Source organism: Erythrobacter sp. JB3-1 (assembly GCF_057364995.1).
Genome location: NZ_CP200289.1, coordinates 1,166,332 through 1,189,163, shown reverse-complemented (window position 1 = coordinate 1,189,163; position 22,832 = coordinate 1,166,332). Strand labels below are relative to the sequence as shown.

Annotated in this window: 20 protein-coding genes; 16 read left to right on the top strand and 4 right to left on the bottom strand. The window is 53.3% G+C overall.

Annotation, left to right across the window (positions count from 1 at the left end; all coding sequences use genetic code 11):
- Window positions 1–5: 5 nt before the first annotated feature.
- Together pdxH and AC0V6M_RS05610 are read right to left on the bottom strand one after the other, a co-directional pair.
- Entirely contained in the window at window positions 6–668 is a 663-nt protein-coding gene (gene pdxH, locus AC0V6M_RS05615; RefSeq protein ID WP_486137865.1) for a pyridoxamine 5'-phosphate oxidase, read from the bottom strand.
- Between the two features lie 288 nt (window positions 669–956).
- Window positions 957–1,169: a hypothetical protein gene (locus AC0V6M_RS05610; protein WP_486137864.1), complete on the bottom strand. Its 213-nt coding sequence runs from the start codon at window positions 1,167–1,169 to the stop codon at window positions 957–959.
- A gap of 250 nt (window positions 1,170–1,419) precedes the next feature.
- Here AC0V6M_RS05610 and AC0V6M_RS05605 point away from each other — a divergent pair, with 250 nt between their 5' ends.
- The 11 genes from AC0V6M_RS05605 (at window position 1,420) to pseC (ending at window position 15,165) form a co-directional block, all read left to right on the top strand.
- Window positions 1,420–2,400, top strand: a complete 981-nt coding sequence (locus AC0V6M_RS05605; protein ID WP_486137863.1) for a DnaJ C-terminal domain-containing protein — start codon at window positions 1,420–1,422, stop codon at window positions 2,398–2,400.
- Window positions 2,401–2,420: 20 nt separating this feature from the next.
- Window positions 2,421–3,461: a YihY/virulence factor BrkB family protein gene (locus AC0V6M_RS05600; protein WP_486137862.1), complete on the top strand. Its 1,041-nt coding sequence runs from the start codon at window positions 2,421–2,423 to the stop codon at window positions 3,459–3,461.
- A gap of 13 nt (window positions 3,462–3,474) precedes the next feature.
- On the top strand, window positions 3,475–4,311 hold the full coding sequence (fabI, locus tag AC0V6M_RS05595) for an enoyl-ACP reductase FabI (RefSeq protein WP_486137861.1): 837 nt from the start codon (window positions 3,475–3,477) through the stop codon (window positions 4,309–4,311).
- Complete coding sequence (locus AC0V6M_RS05590) at window positions 4,308–5,237, top strand: NAD-dependent epimerase/dehydratase family protein (protein WP_486137860.1); 930 nt, start codon at window positions 4,308–4,310, stop codon at window positions 5,235–5,237. The genes fabI and AC0V6M_RS05590 overlap by 4 nt, the downstream gene beginning before the upstream one ends.
- A 105-nt stretch (window positions 5,238–5,342) precedes the next feature.
- Window positions 5,343–7,271, top strand: coding sequence for a polysaccharide biosynthesis protein (locus tag AC0V6M_RS05585; RefSeq protein WP_486137859.1), 1,929 nt, complete (start codon window positions 5,343–5,345; stop codon window positions 7,269–7,271).
- Window positions 7,272–7,375: 104 nt separating this feature from the next.
- Window positions 7,376–8,095, top strand: a complete 720-nt coding sequence (locus tag AC0V6M_RS05580) for a polysaccharide biosynthesis/export family protein (RefSeq protein ID WP_486137858.1) — start codon at window positions 7,376–7,378, stop codon at window positions 8,093–8,095.
- 30 nt (window positions 8,096–8,125) lie between these two features.
- Window positions 8,126–10,297 (top strand): GumC family protein, encoded by a 2,172-nt coding sequence (locus tag AC0V6M_RS05575; protein ID WP_486137857.1) that lies wholly within the window; start codon window positions 8,126–8,128, stop codon window positions 10,295–10,297.
- The gene (locus tag AC0V6M_RS05570) at window positions 10,294–11,496 is read left to right on the top strand and encodes a tetratricopeptide repeat protein (RefSeq protein WP_486137856.1); all 1,203 of its coding nucleotides are present in this window, start codon (window positions 10,294–10,296) and stop codon (window positions 11,494–11,496) included. Before AC0V6M_RS05575 ends, AC0V6M_RS05570 begins: the two co-directional genes overlap by 4 nt.
- Entirely contained in the window at window positions 11,496–12,917 is a 1,422-nt protein-coding gene (locus tag AC0V6M_RS05565) for an O-antigen ligase family protein (protein WP_486137855.1), read from the top strand. Before AC0V6M_RS05570 ends, AC0V6M_RS05565 begins: the two co-directional genes overlap by 1 nt.
- 68 nt (window positions 12,918–12,985) lie before the next feature.
- Window positions 12,986–13,981 (top strand): UDP-N-acetylglucosamine 4,6-dehydratase (inverting), encoded by a 996-nt coding sequence (gene pseB / locus AC0V6M_RS05560; protein WP_486137854.1) that lies wholly within the window; start codon window positions 12,986–12,988, stop codon window positions 13,979–13,981.
- Between the two features lie 17 nt (window positions 13,982–13,998).
- Window positions 13,999–15,165: a UDP-4-amino-4,6-dideoxy-N-acetyl-beta-L-altrosamine transaminase gene (pseC, locus tag AC0V6M_RS05555; protein WP_486137853.1), complete on the top strand. Its 1,167-nt coding sequence runs from the start codon at window positions 13,999–14,001 to the stop codon at window positions 15,163–15,165.
- A gap of 5 nt (window positions 15,166–15,170) precedes the next feature.
- Here the strand turns inward: pseC and AC0V6M_RS05550 are convergent, their stop codons facing one another.
- The gene (locus AC0V6M_RS05550) at window positions 15,171–15,728 is read right to left on the bottom strand and encodes a sugar transferase (protein WP_486137852.1); all 558 of its coding nucleotides are present in this window, start codon (window positions 15,726–15,728) and stop codon (window positions 15,171–15,173) included.
- 136 nt (window positions 15,729–15,864) lie between these two features.
- Here AC0V6M_RS05550 and AC0V6M_RS05545 point away from each other — a divergent pair, with 136 nt between their 5' ends.
- The 5 genes from AC0V6M_RS05545 (at window position 15,865) to pseF (ending at window position 21,456) form a co-directional block, all read left to right on the top strand.
- Window positions 15,865–16,569, top strand: coding sequence for a phytanoyl-CoA dioxygenase family protein (locus AC0V6M_RS05545; RefSeq protein WP_486137851.1), 705 nt, complete (start codon window positions 15,865–15,867; stop codon window positions 16,567–16,569).
- A 272-nt stretch (window positions 16,570–16,841) separates the two neighbouring features.
- Entirely contained in the window at window positions 16,842–18,185 is a 1,344-nt protein-coding gene (locus AC0V6M_RS05540) for a hypothetical protein (RefSeq protein ID WP_486137850.1), read from the top strand.
- A gap of 15 nt (window positions 18,186–18,200) precedes the next feature.
- A complete protein-coding gene (locus AC0V6M_RS05535; RefSeq protein WP_486137849.1) occupies window positions 18,201–19,475 on the top strand; it encodes a glycosyltransferase in 1,275 nt (424 codons plus the stop codon).
- Window positions 19,472–20,740 carry a hypothetical protein gene (locus AC0V6M_RS05530; protein WP_486137848.1) on the top strand — a complete coding sequence of 423 codons (1,269 nt, stop codon included), beginning with the start codon at window positions 19,472–19,474 and terminating at the stop codon, window positions 20,738–20,740. The genes AC0V6M_RS05535 and AC0V6M_RS05530 overlap by 4 nt, the downstream gene beginning before the upstream one ends.
- Window positions 20,741–20,763: 23 nt before the next feature.
- Window positions 20,764–21,456 carry a pseudaminic acid cytidylyltransferase gene (gene pseF / locus AC0V6M_RS05525; protein ID WP_486137847.1) on the top strand — a complete coding sequence of 231 codons (693 nt, stop codon included), beginning with the start codon at window positions 20,764–20,766 and terminating at the stop codon, window positions 21,454–21,456.
- Window positions 21,457–21,528: 72 nt separating this feature from the next.
- Here pseF and AC0V6M_RS05520 read toward each other — a convergent pair whose 3' ends face one another.
- A complete protein-coding gene (locus AC0V6M_RS05520) occupies window positions 21,529–22,830 on the bottom strand; it encodes a hypothetical protein (protein ID WP_486137846.1) in 1,302 nt (433 codons plus the stop codon).
- Between the last annotated feature and the right edge of the window lie 2 nt (window positions 22,831–22,832).

The following is a 22,832-nucleotide window of genomic DNA, read 5'->3' as shown; positions in this document are numbered from 1 at the left end:
CTCCTTCACGGATAGAGCAGCGTATCGGACCAGTAGCCGTCAGGCGCGCGCTCAAACAGGCGGCGGTCGTGAAGGCGATTGTCGCGGTCGAGCCAAAACTCGATACGGCTGGGTACCAGCGTAAACCCGGTCCAATGCGCCGGGCGCGGCACTTTACCAGCCGCCTCATGCTCCGCGCGCACTTGCTCAACCCGATCGACATAGGTCTGCCGATTGGGAAGTGGGCGCGATTGCTCGCTGGCCGTAGAGCCAACCTGGCTCTTGAACGGACGCGAGTGGAAGTAGGCATCGGCGCGCTCAGCCGTCACCTCGTATAGGCGCCCTTCGATCCGAATTTGGCGGCGCAGGCTCTTCCAATGAAACAGCATGCTTGCCTGGGTATTGGCGAGGATCTCGCTGCCTTTGCGGCTTTGCGCATTGGTGTAGAAGGTGAAGCCCCCGCCCCCGATCTCAGCGGGCGCGTCCTGCGGTCCATGCTCTTTCAGCAAGACCATGCGAACGGATGGCGCAGCATCGGCGGTTGCAGTGGCAATAGCCACCGCATTTGGATCGTTCGGCTCGCTCGCCTTGGCAAGCGCAAACCACTCATCGAACAGAGCGTAGGGATCCGCGCCAGAGGGGATCGCGCTATCCGCCAATTGCGCGGCATTCAGGGTTGTATCAGTCATGTCATTTCCCACTCGCTTCACCGCGCGTCAGCCACGCTTGGAACACCTGGAACACTGTCCAGAGGCAAAAACTGCTCGCTTTCACCGCAGTGCAAACCAGCGCCGCTTCGCATGCTCGTCATGTGGGATGTTCGGGCCATCATGCAACGAGAATTACTGCCCCGCACCCAAGTAGGAAAGCGCAGCGCCATAAAGGCACTATTCGCGCCTCCACTAGCGCCCAAATGAGAGCGGCCCGGCCTCCGCAGTGGAGGCCGGGCCGCAAATCAGCTTAAATGTTAAAGCGTCTTATGCGCTAACAGGCGTATCGTCATCGTCGCCATCGGCAAAGGCGAACACGCCAATCGCAATGATACCAGCGATCAAGCCAGCTGCTACGAGACCAGCGCTGTCGCCGCCGAGTTCGCTTTCAGCTTCAACAGGTGCAGCAACCTGCGCCATGACTGGCGCGCTTGCGAGACCAACAACAGCCAAAGCTGCGAAAATGTTCTTCTTATTCATTTGAGAAACCCTCATAAAAAAACTGAACGACTGCAATTGCGCAGCTTACGTTACCCCCTCGTGAATAGTGGTTAAGAATAGTTGAAGCAACGCATTTTCTTTCGCAACTCGTCTTAGCAAATGCACGGTTCATTGCAGAACTAGGTAATTTCGCCGATTCTAGGGCGCATAGCCGGATTGGCGCTCTCCAATCAGGACAAGCGCATGTGCACGCTTGCGCCGTGGGACTGTTGCACTTAGCTAATACGCTATGGCTGACCCGTATAGCACCCTTGGCATTGCCCGCACCGCCTCCGAAAAGGAGATCAAGAGCGCGTATCGCAAGCTCGCCAAAGAGCTGCACCCGGACAAAAACAAGGACAACCCCAAAGCCTCGGAGCGCTTTTCCGACGCTACCAAAGCCTATGATCTGCTGTCTGACAGCGCCAAGCGCGCTCAGTTTGATCGCGGCGAAATTGATATGGAAGGCAATCCCACCAACCCGTTCGGCGGCTTCAGCGGCGGCCCGGGCGGAGGATTTGGCGGCGGAGCCGGCGCACGGCGCAGTTACAGTGCGGATGACCTTGGCGGCTTCAGCCCGGACGATATGGACCTTGGCGATCTGTTCGACGGTCTGTTTGGCGGCGGCAAACCGCGCGGCGGCGCCAGAGGTGGAATGGGCGGCGGGCAAAGGCGCGGCGGATTTGGCGCGCGCCCCTCACCTCCGCCAAAAAAAGGCGCAGACATTCAATACCGACTGGCGGCTCCGTTCATTGATGCAGCAGCAGGCGTGGATCAACGTATCACGCTAGCCGATGGCAAGACCATTGATCTGAAATTGCCCGCTGGCGTCGAAGACGGCACGCAAATGCGCCTAAGAGGCAAGGGCCATGATGGCCCGGGCGGCAAAGGCGATGGATTGGTGATTGTCGAGGTTGGCAGCCACCCGTTCTTCCGCCGCGACGGCGATCATATCCGCATGGATTTGCCGCTGACGCTGGACGAGGCGATCCGCGGCGCGAAGGTCAAATGCCCAACTGTCGATGGCCCGGTCATGCTGACAATTAAACCCGGCACCAATGGCGGCACAGTCATGCGCCTGGGCGGCAAAGGCTGGACCAAAAAGGGCGGTAAGCGCGGCGATCAATTGGTGACGCTGGAGATCCAATTGCCCGAAGACCTCGATACCCTGTCGGAAAAGCTCGGCGATTGGAGCGATCCAGACAAACCGCGTGAGAAATTTGGCCTGTGATCATCAGGGTGTTCTAACCAATGGGCGCGCCCACACGTCCCCCCAACGACCACATCCACGAAGTGCGCTCGCTCTCGCCGGAGGCCCGCCGCGCCCGCCTGAATGCGCAAACAAGCCCGCAAGGTCTGATGAGCGCACGCGAAGCGCCGCTCTCTGTGCGCGGCAAAATGCTGAGCACGCTTGGGCCGGGCTCGCGTGCGTTCACCGTGGTGAAGCGGGCCGCGATTGGCACCTATAATGATGGCTTCATCCACGCCGGCAATCTGGCCTATTTGTCGATGCTGGCGATCTTCCCGTTCTTTATCCTTGGCGCGGCCTTGTTTGAGCTGGTTGGCGGCAAAGAGAACAGCGCCGGGCTGATTGCGACGGTGCTCACCGCAATGCCGCCGATTGTCGCAGACACTATCGCGCCGGTCGCCAACAACACGATGGGCGCGCGCAGCGGCTGGCTGCTGTGGTTTGGTGCGGGTGTCGCGCTATGGACGGTCTCCAGCCTGGTTGAGACCATTCGCGATATTCTGCGCCGCGCCTATGGCACGGTCGCCAGCCACGCGTTTTGGAAATACCGCCTGCTATCTGCGGGACTAATCCTGGGCGCGGTCGTGCTCCTGATGGGTTCGCTGTTTGCGCAGGTTGCGATTGGCGCCGCCCAGCAGCCGATCGATGCGCGTTTCCCGCAATTGACCGAGGCGGCCGGCACCTTGCGCCTATCGCGCATTATCCCGGCCTTTGGCCTGTTTGGCTCGCTTTACATGCTGTTCTACACACTGACCCCGGCGGCATACCGGACAAAGGCCTATCCCAAATGGCCCGGCGCTTTGTTTACCGCCGCCTGGTGGCTCGGGGTCTCCAGCGCGCTGCCGCCGATCTTGCGCAGCTTTTTTACCTATAATCTCACCTACGGCAGTTTTGCCGGGATCATGATCGCGCTTTTCTTTTTCTGGCTGGTGGGGCTAGGGCTGGTGATCGGCGCGGAATTGAACGCTGCGCTTGCAGAACCTGACAGTGATAGCAGGCAAGCGAGCGAGAACGGCGACGCGCAAGACGCAGGTAAAGAATGACGAGGAGGATGCGATGGGTACGGCTGGTCAAGGTCTAATGCAGGGCAAGCGCGGGCTGATTATGGGCCTTGCGAATGACAAGTCGATCGCCTGGGGCATCGCCAAGCAACTGTCCCAGCAAGGGGCTGAACTAGCGTTTTCTTATCAGGGGGATGCGCTGGCCAAGCGGGTCAAACCGCTAGCAGAGCAGCTCGGCAGCGATTTTGTGTTTGAATGCGATGTGTCGGATATGGCGTCGCTCGACAGTGCGTTTGATACGCTCAAATCCCGCTGGGACACACTGGACTTTGTGGTCCACGCGATTGGCTTTTCCGACAAATCGGAGCTGCGCGGCAAATATGTCGACACCAGCCTCGATAACTTCCTGATGACGATGAACATCTCCGCCTATTCGCTGGTCGCGGTGACCAAGCGCGCTGCAGAAATGATGCCGCCCTTGCAAGAGGACGGCTCAGGCGGCGGCAGCATCCTGACGCTGACCTATTATGGCGCAGAAAAAGTCATCCCGCATTACAATGTGATGGGCGTCGCCAAAGCGGCGCTGGAGACCAGCGTGCAATATCTCGCCAATGATCTGGGTCCAGCAGGCATCCGGGTAAACGCGATCAGCGCGGGGCCAATCAAGACACTGGCGGCGAGCGGAATTGGCGATTTCCGCTACATCCTCAAATGGAACGAATACAACTCGCCCATGCGCCGCAATGTCACCATCGACGAGGTCGGCGGCTCAGCGCTCTATTTCCTGTCTGATATGTCCAGCGGCGTAACCGGCGAGGTCCAACATGTGGATGCTGGCTATCATGTGGTCGGCATGAAACAAGAAGACGCGCCTGACATTACTGTGTCATGAAACGAGTTGCCGTAACGGGTTCCGCGGGCTTTATTGGCCGAAAGCTGGTCCAATCTCTAGCCAATCAAGGGCACGTCGTCCGGGCAATCAGCCGCTCTGTTAATAGCATTGAAGGAGCGGCGGAAAACGTAGCGTGCGGAGATCTTACTCAAGCGGCGCTAGAGCCGATCGTTGATGGATGCGATGCAATCATCCATTGCGCAGCGCGGGTACATGTCACGGCTAGCGAGCCAGACGAGATGGCGGCAGTGTTATACCATCAATATAATACCGATCTGACCAATCGCCTTGCAAAAGCGGCCAAAGCCGCCTCCTGCAGTCGGTTTATATTCCTGAGTTCAGTCGCAGCGATCTGTTCCTCTTCAGCACCGGGCCAAATCACTAACGATAGTGCGTTGCCGCAGCCGGAAAGCCCATATGGAGCGTCCAAACTTGCAGCCGAACGAGCAATCGCTAGCCTCGCTGATGAAGCGTTTCATCCAATCTCGATCCGCCCTCCCGCAGTTTATGGGCAGGGCGTGAAAGCGTGGTTCATCCCATTCGCTAAGGCCGCGTCTCGAGGCGTGCCACTGCCACTTGGAGCCGTCAAAAATAGCAGAAGTTTCATATTCGTCGGCAACTTATGTGATGCGATCAACAGGGCTTTGGGCACTAAGGATGTTGGCGACTTTATCGTGACTGATAGCGATCCGGTCTCAACCGCTGAGCTCTATCGAAAGTTACTGACCCTTTATGGCCATGGTGACCGAGTTTTCAAACTCCCCGCACCTCTTGTTGAATGGCCAGCCCGACTGTTACTCGGCAAACGCGCACAAAGCATCTTTGGCAATGCGGCTTACGATGGCTCTAGGTTCGCAGATACGCTGAATTGGACACCTGCCACGAGTATGGACGACGGATTGGTGCGAACAGTTCAAAAATGCTAGACAACGGCGAAGCGGCTGTGCGATCCTTCGGTTTCTTGCAAGGATAAAATTCGCCGTGTAAGCCACCGGGCATTGCAAAGAATTGCGTAGAAAGCCTCAAGCCCAATGAAATTGCTGATCGCAATACTTGTGAACATTCTGAAGAGGATGTCGATCTGGCCACGCGCACGTAAACGAGCGCTGGTTTTTGCGCTGGATTTAGTCCTTTTGGTAGCTTCGGTTTGGATTGCTTACTCACTGCGTGTTGGGCAATGGGAATTGTTCTCTTACCCCATTCAAATGTTGCTTGCTGGCGGTTTGGCATTGATGGTGCCGATCTTCTGGTCGGCCGGAGTGTACAATACAATCTTCCGTTATGCTGGCGTGGGGATGATGCGTACTCTGATCCCGCCGTTCACGCTCTACACCGCAGCGATGTTCGGCGCCTTCATGGTTTTTGGATTTGTGGGCGTACCCCGTACAATGGGCGTTTTGCAGCCCTTCACTTTCTTTGTGCTTGTTGTGGGCTCAAGGGTGGCCGCGCGATATTTCTTTATCGACATTTTGGACCGAGGAGACGTGAGCGGGAGAGTGCGTAAGGTTCTGATTTATGGCGCCGGTCGCGCCGGACAGCAACTGGCAAGTTCTATTCGCTCTGATCCGCAAATGAGAACTGTTGGCTTTGTTGATGATGACGCAAGATTGTCTGGTCAACGTCTCGATGGTGCGAGAGTTTTCGCGAGCAGCAATTTGGCCGCACTTATCGCACGCGGTGAGGTAACCGACATATTGCTCGCGCTCCCGCGAGTTTCGCGTAATCGTCAAACCGAAATCTTGAAACGCCTGAGGCAGTTCAAAGTCGATGTGAAGATCCTTCCGCGTGCACGCGATATTGTCGACGGGCAGGTTTCGCTTAGCGACATACGTCCGGTCGAAATTGATGACTTGCTTGGCCGCGACCCTGTCAGACCAAATGAGCTCTTGGTTGGGCGCACTGTTGTATCACGAACCGTAATGGTCTCTGGCGCTGGCGGATCAATTGGCAGTGAATTGTGTCGCCAGATCCTAGACATTGGACCGAAAAAACTCATCCTATTCGAGCGATCAGAATTCGCACTCTACTCGATCGAGCGAAGCCTTCAGCAAATGTCAGCAGAACGCAGATTGCCCACAGAAATTGTGCCGATCTTGGGGTCTATCCTTGATCGTAACACCGTGCGTTCGGCCATCACTAGCCACGAAGTCGATACCATCTATCACGCAGCAGCTTACAAGCATGTGCCCTTGGTTGAGGCCAATCTGATTGCCGGAATTCGCAACAATGTTTTTGGAACTAAGATTGTGGCTGAGGAGGCTGAGAACGCAGGCGTTCGAGATTTTATCCTGATCAGCACCGACAAGGCAGTGCGCCCCACCAATGTTATGGGAGCCACCAAACGCATCGCCGAGCAGATTCTTCAGAGTTTGGCCGATCAGGCTGGCAAGACGCGGTTTTCGATGGTTCGATTTGGCAATGTCTTGGGGTCCAGCGGTTCCGTCGTACCTCTTTTCCGCCAGCAGATCGAAGCCGGGGGGCCGGTAACCCTGACGCACAATGATGTCACCCGCTATTTTATGACAATTCCTGAAGCAGCATCGCTCGTCATCCAAGCTGGTGGTATGGCGAAAGGCGGCGAAGTTTTCGTCCTAGATATGGGAGACCCCATCAAGATATCTCACCTTGCTCGATCCATGATTGAACTATCGGGACTCGAGGTGCGTGATGAGGACAATCCCGAGGGCGACATTGAAATTACAGAAGTTGGGCTGAGGCCTGGTGAAAAACTGATTGAAGAGCTGTTGATCGGCGCGGACCCAGAAAGCACGCGGCACGAGCGCATAATGATGGCACGCGAGGAGTGGCTGGCAAAGCCCAAACTGTGGCCGATCCTAGACGAACTACAAAATACAGTCGATGAGGGCGCTGCTCTGTCGCTTATCGAAAAAATGGTGCCTGAATTCCACCATATTCCGATCCACCCCGACGGTCAGAATCGAGCAAAATCTGCTCACTGATCTTGCTAAGACGCAGTTTCACCGTCTTTGTCTTGCTTGAGCAGCCTCACCTGAGTAGAGCCTCTCAGACGTAATTTTATCATGCTTAAGATTTTGGATTTGGTATGCAGCCGAAAGTTTTTCTTCCTTTGGTGCTCGGCATTTTGGCTGCACTTTCGGCCTGCGGGGGGAACCGCACCTACGGACTTTCTCCGGATGTGACGGTCCTTGGCGAAGGTGCTTTGCCAGAACCAAAGCGTTCCGATTTGGTCGATGCGAGCAGACCTTACATTGTCGGGCCTTTCGACAAGCTCAGAATTGATGTTTTTGGCATTGAAGAACTCAGTGAAATCACAGTGCGTGCCGATGCTGGAGGTCTCATTTCGTTTCCTCTCGTCGGCACAATGCAAGCAGCCGGCCGTACGCCTGAAGAGCTAGCGGATGATCTGGAAACGCAATTGCGCGGTCGCTTCATCCGAAATCCACAAGTTACTGTAAACTTGGAAGAAACTGTAAGCCAGGTCATCACGGTTGATGGGCAGGTCGAAACCCCGGGACTCTATCCGGTCATTGGACGAATGACCCTTATGCGTGCGGTCGCGACAGCCGGCGGGACGGCCGAATATGCTAGGTTGAAAGATGTGGTGATTTTTCGCACGGTCGAAGGGCAGCAGATGGTCGGCCTTTATAACCTAGAAGGCATCCGCCAAGGAAACTACTCCGATCCAGAAGTCTTTGCGAACGACATCGTTTTTGTCGGCGATTCGGTTGCGAGACGCCGTTTTGATGATTTGCTGCAGATCACTCCCCTCATTACTTCGCCGCTCGTTTTGCTTTTGCGCTGAACTTAGGCATTTTGGACTCCTACCGATAACATGAACTCTGAAAGTCAAATCGAAGCGCCTGCGCCAAATATACTGGCGGCGCGGCCAGTGTTGCTCGACTACTGGCGCAGTCTGACCAAACATAAGTTTTTGGTGATCGGCATTGTCACTCTAGCGGTGATCATAGGCGCTTTGGCCACACTCTTTATGACGCCTTACTACGAGGCAGAAACGCGGATTGAAATTAGTCGATCTGACGGCAATGTCGCCAAGGTTGGTGATATTGATGACGATCCGGACTTTCAGGAACTTGAGTTCTATCAGACGCAATACGCGTTGTTGCAATCCCGTTCCCTGGCCGAGCGCGTTGCGCGGCAATTGGACTTGGCGAGCAACAATGACTTTCTCGAAGCACATGGCCGAAGCGTTGACTTTCCGCTATCGGGTAATGCTAGCGGAGAGGTGTTGTCACGTCAGACTGCGACCCTGCGAATGGAACGGGTTATTGACACCCTGATAGATCATTCGACAATCACACCTGTGCGTGGTTCCAGCTTGGTGGATATCGCCTACGAAAGCCCGTCGCCGGAGCAAGCAGCCGAGGTTGCAAATGCATGGGCAACCCAATTCGTGGCCGCTACTCAAGAACGCAAATACGCCGCAAGTGCGGACGCCAGAGAGTTGCTCGAAGATCAATTGGCAGAGATCCGCACGCGTTTGGAGACGTCAGAGCGCAATTTGGTAGATTACGCTTCGGCCAATGAGATTATTTCGCTTTCGACTCGCGAAGGTGCTCAAGGAGCCACCCGAACGGACCGAACGCTTGCTTCTGCCAACTTGGAAACACTTAACCAAGAGCTTGCCAGGGCAACGGCAGATCGCATTGCGGCTGAAAGCGCCTTGAAACGCGGGCGCGCCGATTCAGTCGATGCCGCGCTACAGAACAATGCACTCAACGGTCTTCGTCAGGAAAAGGCCTTAGCCGAAGCAGAGTACGCGAGGCTTTTGACGCAATTCGAGCCCGGTTACCCTACCGTTCAAGCACTAGAATCTAAGATTGGCGCACTGCAAGCTGCGATATCGCAGGAAGAGCAGCGATTCTCAGCTAATCTCAATGAGAAGTATCGCTCTGCCTTGGCCCGTGAGCAACAACTGAACGGGACTGTTGACAGGCTCAAGGGTAGCCTGATTAACGAACAGCGAAGCACAATTCAGTACAACATCTTTCAGCGCGACGTGGATACCTCGCGAGAATTGTACGAGGCGTTGCTGCAGCGATTTAAGGAGATTGGTGCTGCTGGCCTTGGGTTGAATAACATAGCAATAATCGATCGTGCACAAGCTCCGCGCAATCAATCAAGCCCGCGACTGGTGATAAACATCGCACTTTCGTTGTTGCTTGGGATGCTGCTTGCCGGCGGACTGGTGCTGCTGATTGAACAAATCGATGAAAGCGTCAACGATCCGGGCGAAATCGAGCGGAAGATCGGTTTGCCAGTTTTGGGAGCCATCCCGCTTATTGAACCAGAAACAATCTTCGACGAGCTTGATGATCGGAAATCTGGATTGTCTGAAGCATACATGTCTGTTCAGACGAACTTGTCGTTCCTGACGGATCATGGAGTTCCGCGCTCGTTCATGCTCACGAGCACCCGAGACGCCGAAGGGAAGTCGATTTCGAGCGTCGCGACGGCTTTGTTGCTTGCTCGTCTTGGTCGCAAAGTGCTGCTAATCGACGCAGACTTGCGGTCGCCTTCGGTGCATGATTTGCTTGGGTTGGAAAACAAGCAAGGGCTTAGCAACTACCTTGCTGGCAGTGACAATTGGATGGAGTTTGTCCAACGCGATGGCGAACGCGCGCTCGACATGATGTCGACTGGACCCATTCCGCCAAATTCACCCGAACTGCTGAGCTCTGATCGCCTTGCGCGACTTGTTGCTGCCGCAGGCGAAAAATACGATCACGTGATACTAGACAGCACTCCACTTCTGGCGCTGGCTGATGCCCAACTTATCTCACGATCATGTGAAGGCGTAGTGTATGTGATCGAAGCCAACGGACCTAAACTGCGCGGTATTCAGAACGCGATCGATCGACTCAGGTCCGCAGGCGCGCATGTGTACGGAGCAGTCGTTACGAAACTCGAAGAGCGCGATCTAAGCTATGGCTATGGATACGGTTATGGCTATGGATACGGCCAAACTGACAGCTCTCAAGCATGACGCAAAAGACATATTTTGGGTTCTCTGGCCGCCGACTTGCGACAACCGCAATGGTCAGCTTGATGCTTATGGTGCCTACAGTGCAGAAAAGCGCCAGCAATGTTCTGGATCGCAATCAACCTAGTCTTGCCCTGCAAGTTGATGGCAACAATCCCGTCGCTCATTCAAAAATGTCGATCGCAGCCGTGTTTCTCGATCCAACCAACCCTGATTTTGATTTGGCAGAGGCGCACGCGATCGAAGCGCTAAGAGGTGCCCCGCACGATGCTTCCAGCTTGGCGATGCTCGCATTTGCAGCAGGCTCGCGTGAACAAGACCCCTCACTTATGTTGGAGCAAGCGAGAACCTTCTCAAAGCGGAGCTTCCCGGTACAGCCGTATACCGTACTTGAAGCCCTGCAGGAGGAGCAGCTTGGAGAGGCAATTACTGCTCTAGATTTGGCGCTGACGACCAATCCTGAAGCGCAAGAAGTCCTATTCCCTTATCTCTTTCAGGTGATGGAGCAGGAAGAGGGCCGGGCATCAGTTATTAGATTACTGAGCGAAGACCGTGCCTGGAAAAGGCCTATGTGGTTTGCAATCTCAGATGCGAGACCAGTGCCTGATTTTGTGGTCCCACTGTTTGAACAGATCGGATCAAATCAAGCCACAAAGATCGCAGGCATTGATGCGCGGCTTGTCCGCGCGCTCGCTTCTTCCGGTCGGTTGAGCGAAGCTGATCAAATTGCGCAAATGGCGGGTGGCCCAGCATCAGTAGTAGATGCAGCTAGCAGCCTGCTGGCACTACCAAACGCAGATCCCCTCGTTCCATTTGATTGGAACCTCATTTCCGAACCAAGCCACTCGACTTTATTGGCGGATGGCCAGTTGACCGGCAATATTCAATCATCGCGTCGCGTGCAGATCGCCTCGCGTGTTATAAAATTAGCATCTGGGTCGTGGGCATTGGCGGGCAAAGCGTCTGTAACAGATGGCGCTGGAGGCCTTGAACTCTCGGTCACCTGCAGCACGGGAGGGAGTGCTTTGGCGCTAGAGACGATATCGCTTGACGCACAGGCCGATGGCACGTTCACCATTCCTTTTGATGTCGATGCCGATTGTGATTTCCAAACAATCCAATTGCATTTTGACTCGTCGAGTATTTCGCAGGCCTCACTATCGATTGATGAGCTTGCAATTGTGACTGCAGAGCGAAACTAATGGCTGCGAAACACAGGCGATCGAGCAAATTCGCTCTAGGTAAGAACCCGGCCGCGTGGCACGCAGGAGCTTTGATCGCTTTTGCGCTCGCTTTGGTTTTACTTGGCGGGAGTTCTCGCGGCGATATGAGCCAGGTAGTGTTGCTGAGGCCTCTGGCTTGCATTGCAATTACCTATTCCCTGCTCTTTCTGACGCGTGATCAGGTTTCATCGATACGCCTGCCTCTCGCGCTTCTACTGGGCTTAGCGAGTTACGTCGCTTTGCAGCTTGTGCCGCTACCTCCCGCAATCTGGACACATCTTCCAGGACAATCATCGCTGATTCCCATCTATGATACCCTACAGATTCGCGAGCCGTGGCGGCCCATCTCTATGCATACTCAGCATACTTGGAACAGCCTTACTGCCCTAACGGTCCCCCTTGCAGCTTTGCTGCTTTTTGCACTGCTAGAACCGCGGCAAAGATCGTACATCCCGCTCGCGGTAACCGCTATCGCGACCATTAGCCTTTTGCTTGGGATAATGCGGCTGGTTGGCGATAAGCCCAGCATGCACCTCTATCGGATCGCCAACTTTGGCTCCAACACCGGGTTTTTGGCCAATCGCAATCATCAAGCCTTGCTGATTGCATTAGGTCTCATATGCCTTCCAGCGGCCCGTCTAAGCTTGAAAGGCTCCCGCACGCCAGTGTATCTCCTCAACAGCTTTGCGGTCGGGTTCTATTTGCTGCTTACAGTCGGTGTGTTCCTAACGGGATCCCGCATCGGATTCATACTTGGCGTCATCGGCGCTGGGTGGACGGGCTATTTCTTGATGAAAATCTTACAGACCCCGACCGACTCAAGGTATCGTAGATCGCAGGCTAAGTTTACCATATCTCCTAAAGGACAAAAGGTTGCATTGGCGGTGTCAGCCTTGTTGGTTGCGGCAGCAGCTGTTTTGGCCCCGCAGCAAGTCGTACTGGATCGCTTGTCCGACCCATCCACAAGTATAGCAGAGGACAAGCGCGTCACAATTGTCCAGCAAACCGGAGAGATGATTTCCGACTATCTACCGCTTGGCGGAGGGGCTGGTACATTCCCAGCAATTTACCGCGAATATGAGCGGCAAGGCGAGTTGAGCTTCCGCTACATCAACCATACCCACAGCGACCTGGTAGAGATCATTTACGAAGTCGGATTGGCAGCGCCTATTTTGGCCTTTATCGTGGTGATGATCCTTTGGCGCGGCGTGAAGCGCTCTAGGCCCTTCTCAAACTTAGAAAATATTACAGGTTCGACGTTTATTTTGGCTATTGCTTTGGCTATAATTGCGAGCGCTTTCGATTATCCTATCCGAACGCCTTTGCTAGCAAGCATAGTTCTTGTCATGCTTGCCGTTATCGCCTCTTTGCCAAAAGAGCGAATCTCGCAAGCGAAATGACCGCTTTGAAAATTCTGCGCTATCGGAAATGCCTCCTCGGCGCTGCCTTTTAGAAAATATGGGTGAATATGCTTAGTAACAAATCGATCCTCGTTACCGGGGGAACAGGCTCTTTCGGCAAGGCATTTGTAAAAAGAGTTTTGAAGGATCACCCTGACGTAAGCAGGTTGGTGATCTATTCTCGGGACGAGCTCAAACAGTCTGAGATGAGCGCGGATTTCACGCCAGAAGAACTGCGTAAATTGCGTTTTTTCCTGGGCGATGTACGTGATCTTGATCGCTTAACTCTGGCATTGGACGACGTTGACATTGTCATCCATGCTGCGGCCCAAAAGCAGGTGCCTGCAGCGGAATACAACCCATTTGAATGCGTCAAAACAAACATTCTAGGTGGCCAGAACGTCATCGAAGCCTGCTTGCGCACAAATGTCACCCGGGTTGTGGCCCTTTCTACAGACAAAGCGGCTGCTCCGATCAATCTTTACGGCGCAACCAAGTTGGTTTCCGACAAGCTCTTTACGGCCGCCAACAACATCGTTGGCAAACGAGACCTAAAGTTTTCCGTGGTGCGTTATGGCAATGTGATGGGCAGCCGCGGTTCGGTTATCCCGTTCTTTCAGAAAGAGCGCGGTAAAGGGACTTTGCCCATTACCGACGACCGGATGACACGCTTTAGTATCACGCTAGATGATGGCGTGAGTTTGGTGATGCATGCACTGGAGCATGCTAAGGGTGGTGAAATTTTCATACCGAAAATTCCTAGCTACCGCATTTTGGACGTGGCCGAAGCGATCGCGCCGGAATGTGACACTAAGACAGTTGGAATACGGCCCGGCGAAAAGTTGCACGAGGAAATGATTACGGCAGCCGACAGTTTTAGTACGCTCGATATCGGCGACCACTATGTAATCATCCCCAGCACACACCCTGATCCAGAAGGGTTCGCAGAAGAGCTAGGCGGAAAGCCGGTCCCCCCAGGTTTCATCTATGAAAGCGGGACTAACACTGACTTTCTAACGGTCGATCAGCTTCGCAGCCTGATTGACGAGCACGTTACGGCTTAGAGCCAAGGACACTAGCGATGATCCCTTATGGTCGCCAGGATATCAATGAAGACGATCTCGCCGCAGTCAGAGACGTACTGACATCAGATTTCTTGACCCAAGGCCCGCAAGTTAGTGGCTTTGAACAAAGAATTGCTGAGATAACGACCGCGAAGCATGCAATTGCAGCGAACAGCGCGACCTCCGCGTTGCATATGGCGTGCATGGCACTAGGCCTGGGTGAGGGGGACGCGCTTTGGACGAGTCCGATCACCTTCGTGGCGACCTCAAATGCTGCCCTCTATTGTGGTGCAACCGTTGATTTCGTCGATATTGACCCGGCGACCTTTAACATGTGCCCCGATGCCTTACGCATTAAGCTCAAGGCAGCTGAAAAGGCGGGGCGATTGCCAAAAATTGTCGCGCCAGTTCACCTCAGTGGTCAGTCCGCCAATATGCGCGAAATTGCCGAACTGTCACAGCAATATGGCTTTAAGGTTATCGAAGATGCATCTCATGCTATCGGCGCCAGTTATCTCGATCAGCCTGTCGGAAAATGCCAATATAGCGACATTGCCGTTTTCAGTTTTCATCCAGTCAAAATCATAACTTCGGGCGAGGGCGGCGTAGCAACAACCAACGACGCACAGCCGGCAGAGCGCCTTCGATTGTTCTGCAGTCACGGCATAACCCGTGATCCAGAGCTTCTGGCTAAAACTGACGAAGGCGGCTGGTACTACGAGCAGCAATTGCTCGGCTACAATTATCGCATGACCGACATTCAAGCGGCGCTGGGGGCTAGTCAGTGTAAACGCATCACGCAGTTCATCGCGAGGCGGCACGACTTGGCTGATCGCTATGATAAGTTGCTTGATCCAACGCTTCTCGATCTTCCTGTTCGGCTGGGCGACAGATACTCATCGCTGCATCTATATGTCATTCGCACCAGACAGGGCATGGCCCATCGTAGGACCGTATTCGAAGCAATGCGTGCAGCCGACATTGGCGTGAACATTCACTACATTCCAGTCTATCACCAACCATACTATCGAAACCTGGGCTTTGAGCCTGGCCTATGTCCAAATGCGGAAAACTATTACGCAAGTGCAATCAGTATCCCGCTCCACCCTGGGCTGACATATGAGGACCAAGATCAGGTGATAGATGTCCTGCACGGCGCAATTGCGAAGGCATCATCTAATTGAACAAGTCAGCTCTTGGTCATCGCGTCGCCACTGCCAGAACCCAGGAATGTACGCGTAAGTATAGAGATATCGCCCATGAGCGACCAATTCTCCAAGTAGCGGGCGTCTGAAATCGCTAGCCGTTCTGGCTCAGACATATCAATGCCCTCGAGCTGGGAAATACCGGTAATTCCTGGCGTGAGCTGCTCAACCCCCTCGCGCTTGCGATAGGCCAATAGCTCTTCTTGAATTAGCAGACATGGACGCGGCCCGACGAAACTCATCTGACCCGCTAACACGTTTACGACTTGCGGGAGCTCGTCGATCTTCACTTTGCGCACAATGCGACCAAACGGCGTGACTTGGCTGACTGACATCTCATGCGTCGCCGCTTCAGCAGTTTCGGGATACATTGTGCGCAATTTGTACATAACAAATGGCTCAAAGTTCCGCCCTGCGCGGCGCTGCGCAAAAATTGGGTTAGCGCGCATTTCAATGGCCAAAACGGCCATCGTCACTAAGCAAACTGGCACGACTATTGGTAGAAGCAGCAAAGCAACGATAATATCGAATAGTCTTTTCATTGAATCTCAGTCCAACATCTTTGCTTAAAGGTGCACGGCGATAGCTCGCCCATCACACACGCCGACAAAAGGGTTTAACGGCTCCGAGATGGGCCCTATAGGATACCGATCACCCATCTCCAACCCGGGATATGTAATGCTCGATACCGAGTCATATTTAGCTGAGTTTGAGCGCGCTGGAGCCATTGAGCAGGTACGCTCTAAGGGATACTTCATCTTTCAAGCACGCCTCAGCGACAAGAATTGCCAAAGCCTTTGCGCCGCAATTGATGACTTGGCGCTCGCTGATGACGTTGAGGTGAATTATCGCGGATCAGAGCACCGGATTTGGCATGCGCCCCGAAAGCACGCAGCATTCTCTGATTTTGAAACCTTGGCCAATGGCATAATGCCGCAACTGTATGGGCGGGAAGCGAATGCCCACAATGTCCTGGCAATACGCAATCGCCCCCGACCTTTGGATGCAGAAAGAGAAAATACTCGTTGGCATATTGACAGCTTTCGCAAACAGCTAAAGCTGTTCGCCTTTCTCACTGACGTAAGCGAAGACAGTGGTCCCTTCGAGTTGGTCGAGGAGACCCACAAGCCTTGGTTCAAATTGCGCAATGCCTTGCCTCTAGGTTACTACACGCTCAATGATTTGCGCCAATGGCGCAGCGGCAAGCGCAGCTGGCAATACATTCATGATGAGACAGTTGACGGCGTTCTCGACGGCGGTAAGACGTGCCGAGCGTTTACTGTGCCCAAAGGTACGATGGCAATAGTCGACACGAGTGCAATACACCGTGCAAAGCCATGCGAGGCTGGTGAAAGATACGCTGTTACAACCTACCACCGTTAGCCCTTGCCTTGCATTTTCCTAAGGCACCGGGCTGGTATCCCAACACTCATCACAATTGAGCGCCCGAACACTCGTTGTTGACGACATGCACTGACATTAAAGGAAGTTTCGCAAACATGCTCGAAGTTTGCTATGTTTGCGTCGCTGTAAACAGCACATTCCCGCGCTTTTGCTAGACTTAAACCGGAAAGTCAGCGAATGAAGGCAATGGGCAAGCACAGGTGAAGCGCGCCTCTAGCCACGACGCGGGGCGTAATCAGAGAAAACCATCCATGAATGCCCCTTATCATCCCGTAGCGCTAGGATCAGACTATCGGCCAGCAAGCACTGAGTCGATTGCCGCTCAAATATTGTTGGCATACGCAACGATATTTTATGGCATCCCTATTATGTTGACCATGCTCTTTGGCGGAGCGTTAGATTTCATTCTGATCACCTCACCAAACTATTTTCTGGGCGCAACGTTCGTCGGTGTAGTCTTACTATACGCGTATTGGTTGATCGGTCGCGTGAATGTTCCCAGTTTAAAGTGGTTGCGGCCGGCCTCGCGAATAGGATTCTCTCCTTATGCGATTTTGGTTGGGGCAGCCGCCTTTTTTGCGCTGTCTATCTATTTCTTTTACACATTCGGGCTTTCTTATCGACAAACAGGCGACCGGATCGGTGACAGTGGCGGTATCGCGATCGTTTACTATGCCTTTCAAAGTTACATTTTTGCCGCACTGCTCGTTTTGTCCGGGCAAAGCGCAGTCGAATTAAGGGCGCGCTGGCTTCCCTACGGCCTATCAGCAATCTTGATTGCGATCGGTATTTTGCTCTCACTGCAAGCGTCGAGCAACGTGGTATTGTTAGCCAGTGGTACGCTCGTCCTGTTGCGAGTACTTAAGCGAAGCGAGGTTTTCCGACCATCAAAAGCTGGGGTATCCAAGGTCTCACTCTTGGTCGTAGGGATGGTTGGAGCAGGAGCGCTTTTTGTAGGGATAGCCAACAAACTGGGAGTCGATCGAACTGTCGATTTGTTCGCTAACGACATGGTATCTGTTATCGAGATTGTCCAGCGGCGTATCTCATATCACTATTACAGTGTCAGCTTTCATGTCACTGAAAATTTCTTCAACTTTGAACTCGGCTTCACTGCCGTTCAAGATGTACTTAACAATATACAGCATCGTTCAGACGTCCTGCTTGGTAACAGTACAATTTTCAATGAGATTACGTCAGTTAAGCGACTGAATTATGAATCAATTGCATTCTCCATTCGAGAACGAACAGGCACCTCTCCGGGCCTGGTTGGAGGGCTGTTTTTCTATCCCTTGGGTGTTTTACTGGCGCCCTTCATTATTGTATTTTATGTAATGATTCTAAAGGCTTTGGCGACGTTGATGCGTAACGTGCAACCAGGGCTTGTGGAAATCGCGTTGCTCGTCATTTACTTTGGTGGAACCGTTGATTCTAGTTTGGATCTGGTCAATCCGTTCGATCCAGCCTTCCTACGCCTCACCTTACTAGCGATCGCTGTTTCAGCGCTCACCGACACTGCCTCCAGACGTATACCTCAAGACACTGTTGAGCGGCCCAACTTCCAAACGCGGCCATTGCAAGCCCAAAGCAACTAGGGGCGAGTTTCTACCATGAACGTATGGATTTTACGGGATGCAGAACCTCTGCCGCTCGACCCAAACACACCCCGTTTGATGCGTGCCGGAATGTTGGCCTCACACCTCGCTGAACGCGACCACAAGGTGCGATGGTTCAATTCTACTTTTGATCACTACCAAAAGACACATCGCTCTCAATCAGCAGGAACACATGAATGGCTGCCAAATTGCCAAATTGAGTTGGTGCCAGGCATAGGATATTCTAAAAACAGCAGCCCGCGCAGGCTGTTACACAACTTCCTCGTTGGCAAGGCAATGCTCAAGCGCGGCAAGGAGTTGGGGGTTCAGCCTGGAGAGAGTCCCGATGTAATAGTAGCTGATTTGCCAATGCCCGAAAGCGCATTGGCTGGGGTAAAGCTGGGGCAAATGCTCGGCGCACCATCTGCGGTGTCGATACGGGATCTGTGGCCTGACTTCTTCACTGATTTTCTGGAAGGCGCGAGAAAAGTGCTCGCGTTTCCGGGAATCACGCATATTGACCGTGTTGTGCACCAGGCCTGCCGTGAGGCGGACCACGTTGTCGGTATATCCCAAGGTTATCTCGACTGGGGCCTTGGGAAAGCAGGACGAGCACAAGGCCCTCAGGATGCAATTTTCCCGCTGGGATACCAGCCTGCAGCGGACACTTTAGATGAGGCGAGTTTCAAGTCCTTACGCTCCAAAGGAGTAGACTTTGAAAAGCGTTTGGCTGTCTTCATCGGCTCATGGGGCGGAACCTATGATCTATCGCTGCTGGTTGATGCGGCGAAGCAATTGGCTCACCATGATAATGTGCAGTTTGTACTCGCAGGAGACGGGGATCAACGCAAAGCAATCGACAAGGCAAGGGCAGGTCTGAGCAACATTGTCACCCCTGGTTGGTTGAACAAGTCGGAAATCTCCGCCCTGCTTAAGCAAAGCGACGTCGCACTAGCTCCGTACCCTCCAAATGCGCCTCAAGGTCTGCCTAACAAAGTGTTTGAATATATGTCAGCAGGACTCTGGCAGGTGTCTACCCTTGGACAAGAAGCGAAGGAATTGCTCAGCAAGCACAATCTTGGCTCACCTCTTTCTCCGGGTGATGCCGACGCCTTTGCCAACGCCGTCATGAAGGGCCTTGAGGCAATGGAGGTTTCAGGGACGCGTGAGCGAATCCAAGGCTATTTTGAGCAAAATTTCGACGCGGGCCGTGTCTATGGTCACTATTGCGATTGGCTAGAAGACGTAGCAGCCGGCAGCATTGTACCGACTAAGACGACGACCCGATGAAGCGCATACGTCGCAACGAGTATTTAGCATTCATTGTCTTGCGGCTGGCTGGTGTAGGAGCCAAGCCGCTGGCGTTGCTGGCTGCGGCGGTGACGCAGCAAGACCAGTTTGCAAAGGACTATGCGATCTTGATTACAGCGATCGCTTCGCTGTTCGTGCTAACTGGCGCTCAAACTCACGTCAGCTATTACAAACGCCGCTTTGGCGATAACAGTCGATCCTATTCCAAGGCCTATGCGGGCTATTTCCATGATTCTGTCATGCAGTATCTCTGGGCCTTGCCACTTGTCGCCATATTGGCACTGGCTTGGTCATCCAGTCTGATGATCGTGGTTTCAATTGTTCTTTTGGTTGGATGTGAGAAATTCTTCGACGAGGATCAACGACACTTCCTATTCGAAAAGAACTATTTGGGATGGGGTTTGTCATTCTCGTTTCGTGTGATCATTCCAACCTTCGCGATAATTGGCGTGCTGCCTTTTGTGACCGGCAGTTTGATCATCATCTACACGGTGGTGTGCTTGGCTTGTATGTGCGCATATTGGGTGATTAGGCGGCGTCACACCAGGATACATGGCAGGCTTGCCGCAAAGTTCTTTGCCAGCATTGCCGCCAACACCAAGGTAACCTTGCAAGCCTTTTGGGCGCGTTGGAAGAGCGAGTATTCCTACAACCAATTATGGACATTCCTATCGGTCAATATCCTCCTTTTAGACCGTTTCTGGATCGCCCAGAACCACACAGGAGAAATTGACCGATATGTGTTTTTTGCCAATGTTTTCAATTTGGTGAATGTCGGACATTCGCTTCTTTATTTCACTCGCAGACGACCAGAACTGATCAAACCAAATGGTCCAGGCGTGCTAGTTGAAGTGTTGCGATGGCAAAATCTGGTTCTTCCTCTCATGTTGCTGATAATCTGTATGACAGCCGCCTTTGTCCTGGTGGAGATAGTGCCCGCTTACGCGGATTTGCCGGCGGTTATGTTCGCAGGCTTTGCGGCAGTTTTTTTGCTACAGGCCTACAGTCTAGTCGGCGTTGAATACGCATTTTGGCGCCTTTCCCGAAAATGGCTGGTAGCAGTTGATAGCAGCCTTATCGCCAGCACATTAGGCTTGCTTTGGTGGTTTAACCCATCGTTCGAATACACTGCCTTTTTTACAGCGATAGCAATTCTTGGAAGGTTGCTCTTGTATCAAGTGTTGCTGCGCTCAAACGCCAAGAAAGGCGGCGCTGAAGGTTCAAGCAGCTCCAGCCTAAGTTGAATGAGAGCAAAGAGAGTCAGCCAATGAAACTTGCAGTAATTCCAGCTCGCTCTGGCAGTAAGCGTATACCCCGGAAAAACGTAAAGCTCTTTGGTGGCCGCCCAATGATTCAGTGGTCGATTAAGGCTGCGCGCGAAAGCGGTTGTTTTGATAAGATCATTGTCAGCACTGATGACAACGAAATCGCCGAAATCGCAGAACAAGCTGGGGCTACGGCGCCGTTCTTGCGTCCAGCCCACTTGTCGGATGACCATACGGGAACAATTCCCGTAATCGCCCACGCAGTCGAATGGCAAAAGGCCAACGACCTGGCAGCAAGCGAAGTTTGCTGTATCTACGCCACAGCCCCCTTTTTGGACCCATCAGACCTAGTCCGCGGACTTGCAATCCTGCGCGAGACGAAAAGCAACTATGCCTTCTCTGTGACGAGCTTCCCAGCGCCCATACAGAGGGCTTTTCGCATTGTTGGTGGTTCAAGAGTTGAGATGTTCGACCCATCGAAATTCGCGGTTCGCTCTCAGGACCTCGAAGAGGCTTGGCATGATGCCGCGCAATTCTATTGGGGCACCGCGCAGGCCTGGCTGGCACAAGAAACGCTGTTTGGCCTCGGTTCTGCGCCAGTCGTACTACCCCGCCATCGGGTTCAAGACATTGACACACCTGAAGACTGGGAACGGGCAGAAATGATGCTCAAGGCAAGCCATCATTCAGACTGACCTTATGGATCGAAAATTGATGCCACGCGATCACCGTGTCTAAACTCGGCATAATTGGCTCAAACCTAAGACTCAGCTAGGAAGCTCTGCAGTGCCCTCGCGGACTATATTCATGCCGTCCCCTGACAATTTGGCAATTGCTTTACCAATATTATCTGCCGTGTTCCAACCGGCTTCAGCGCTCTTCTCCAGTCGGCTGAGCGCCGAGCGATCGACCCCCCAATCCCATGGGAGTTGCGCATCTTCTTCCGCGAAAACGCGCACCAAACCGAGTTCCTCTAAACCATAATAATCGTCAAAAACGCTACCTTCATCGCCGCCAGAGTCTGCATCCTCCCACTCCAAAGGATCGAATCCGAGCAACAACGCATCAATCAAGACCCCGCTGAACCGGGACAGAAAGAAACGATAATCCTGTGTTTGTTGGTGAAGCTCAAGCGATGCGGAATGGTAGTAACAATCCATTTCCAAGCAGATCTTCTGATGCGCGTCAAATCTAGCGCTGTCACGCGGATGAGGCCGCAAACCGATGGGTATGCGACCATTTTCCTTGCGAATTTTTTTGATCAACACTTTCAAATCGTCAAGGTCGCGGATGAGTGAGTTAGTGCAAATCAGCACACCCTTGGCAGCGGAACGATCAGAATAATGTTCTGCTAATGCGGCGCCCCGCGCCGAGCCCGTGACAATCACATTCGTCCGGCCTTTCGGAAACAAGGCGGCCTGGAACTCGCCATCCAGCAGAGCCCAATCGGTTGGCAAAGACATTTGCCCTCTGCCGATTGGCGCATGAGAGATAAAGACGCTCGAAATTCCAAGCTCTCGAGCCTGTTCAACAATCAGATTCTGATACACACTAAGAGCAGAGGTCACCACGACGCATTGCGCGCCGCTTGCTCTCAATTGATTGCGAATGCCGCGACCCCAGCCAAAGGTCAGCACAAGATTATCTAGCCTCGCCACCATTGCCCTGCGCCGAAAACTTCGCGGTTCGGCTAAAAGCAAAATGGGCAACAGGGCCAATATCCATAACCCCGTTAGGTATTGTGAAAAGAGGCCAATGCGACCAAGCCCATCGGCTTGAAGGTTGTGAAAGACCATAGTTCCACTGCGAGGCACGTGTGCCATTGCTAGCTTGGCAGAACGCAAGTTGTTTTGGGTGCCTGCAAAAAACACGATCGGCACTTTTTCACCGATTGGCTTTGATCCAGCTATTGCCTCACTCATAGTAAACCGGACCAATCGCGCGATACCTTCTAGGATCACAGGCCGATACTTTGTCTTTAGCGAGATACCTTTCCAGTTGTCGTTGCAGTTTGCTTGATTGAAATCAGCAAACCTCCCGAGCATTCTTTCAAGAAAGGCAATCTTCATTG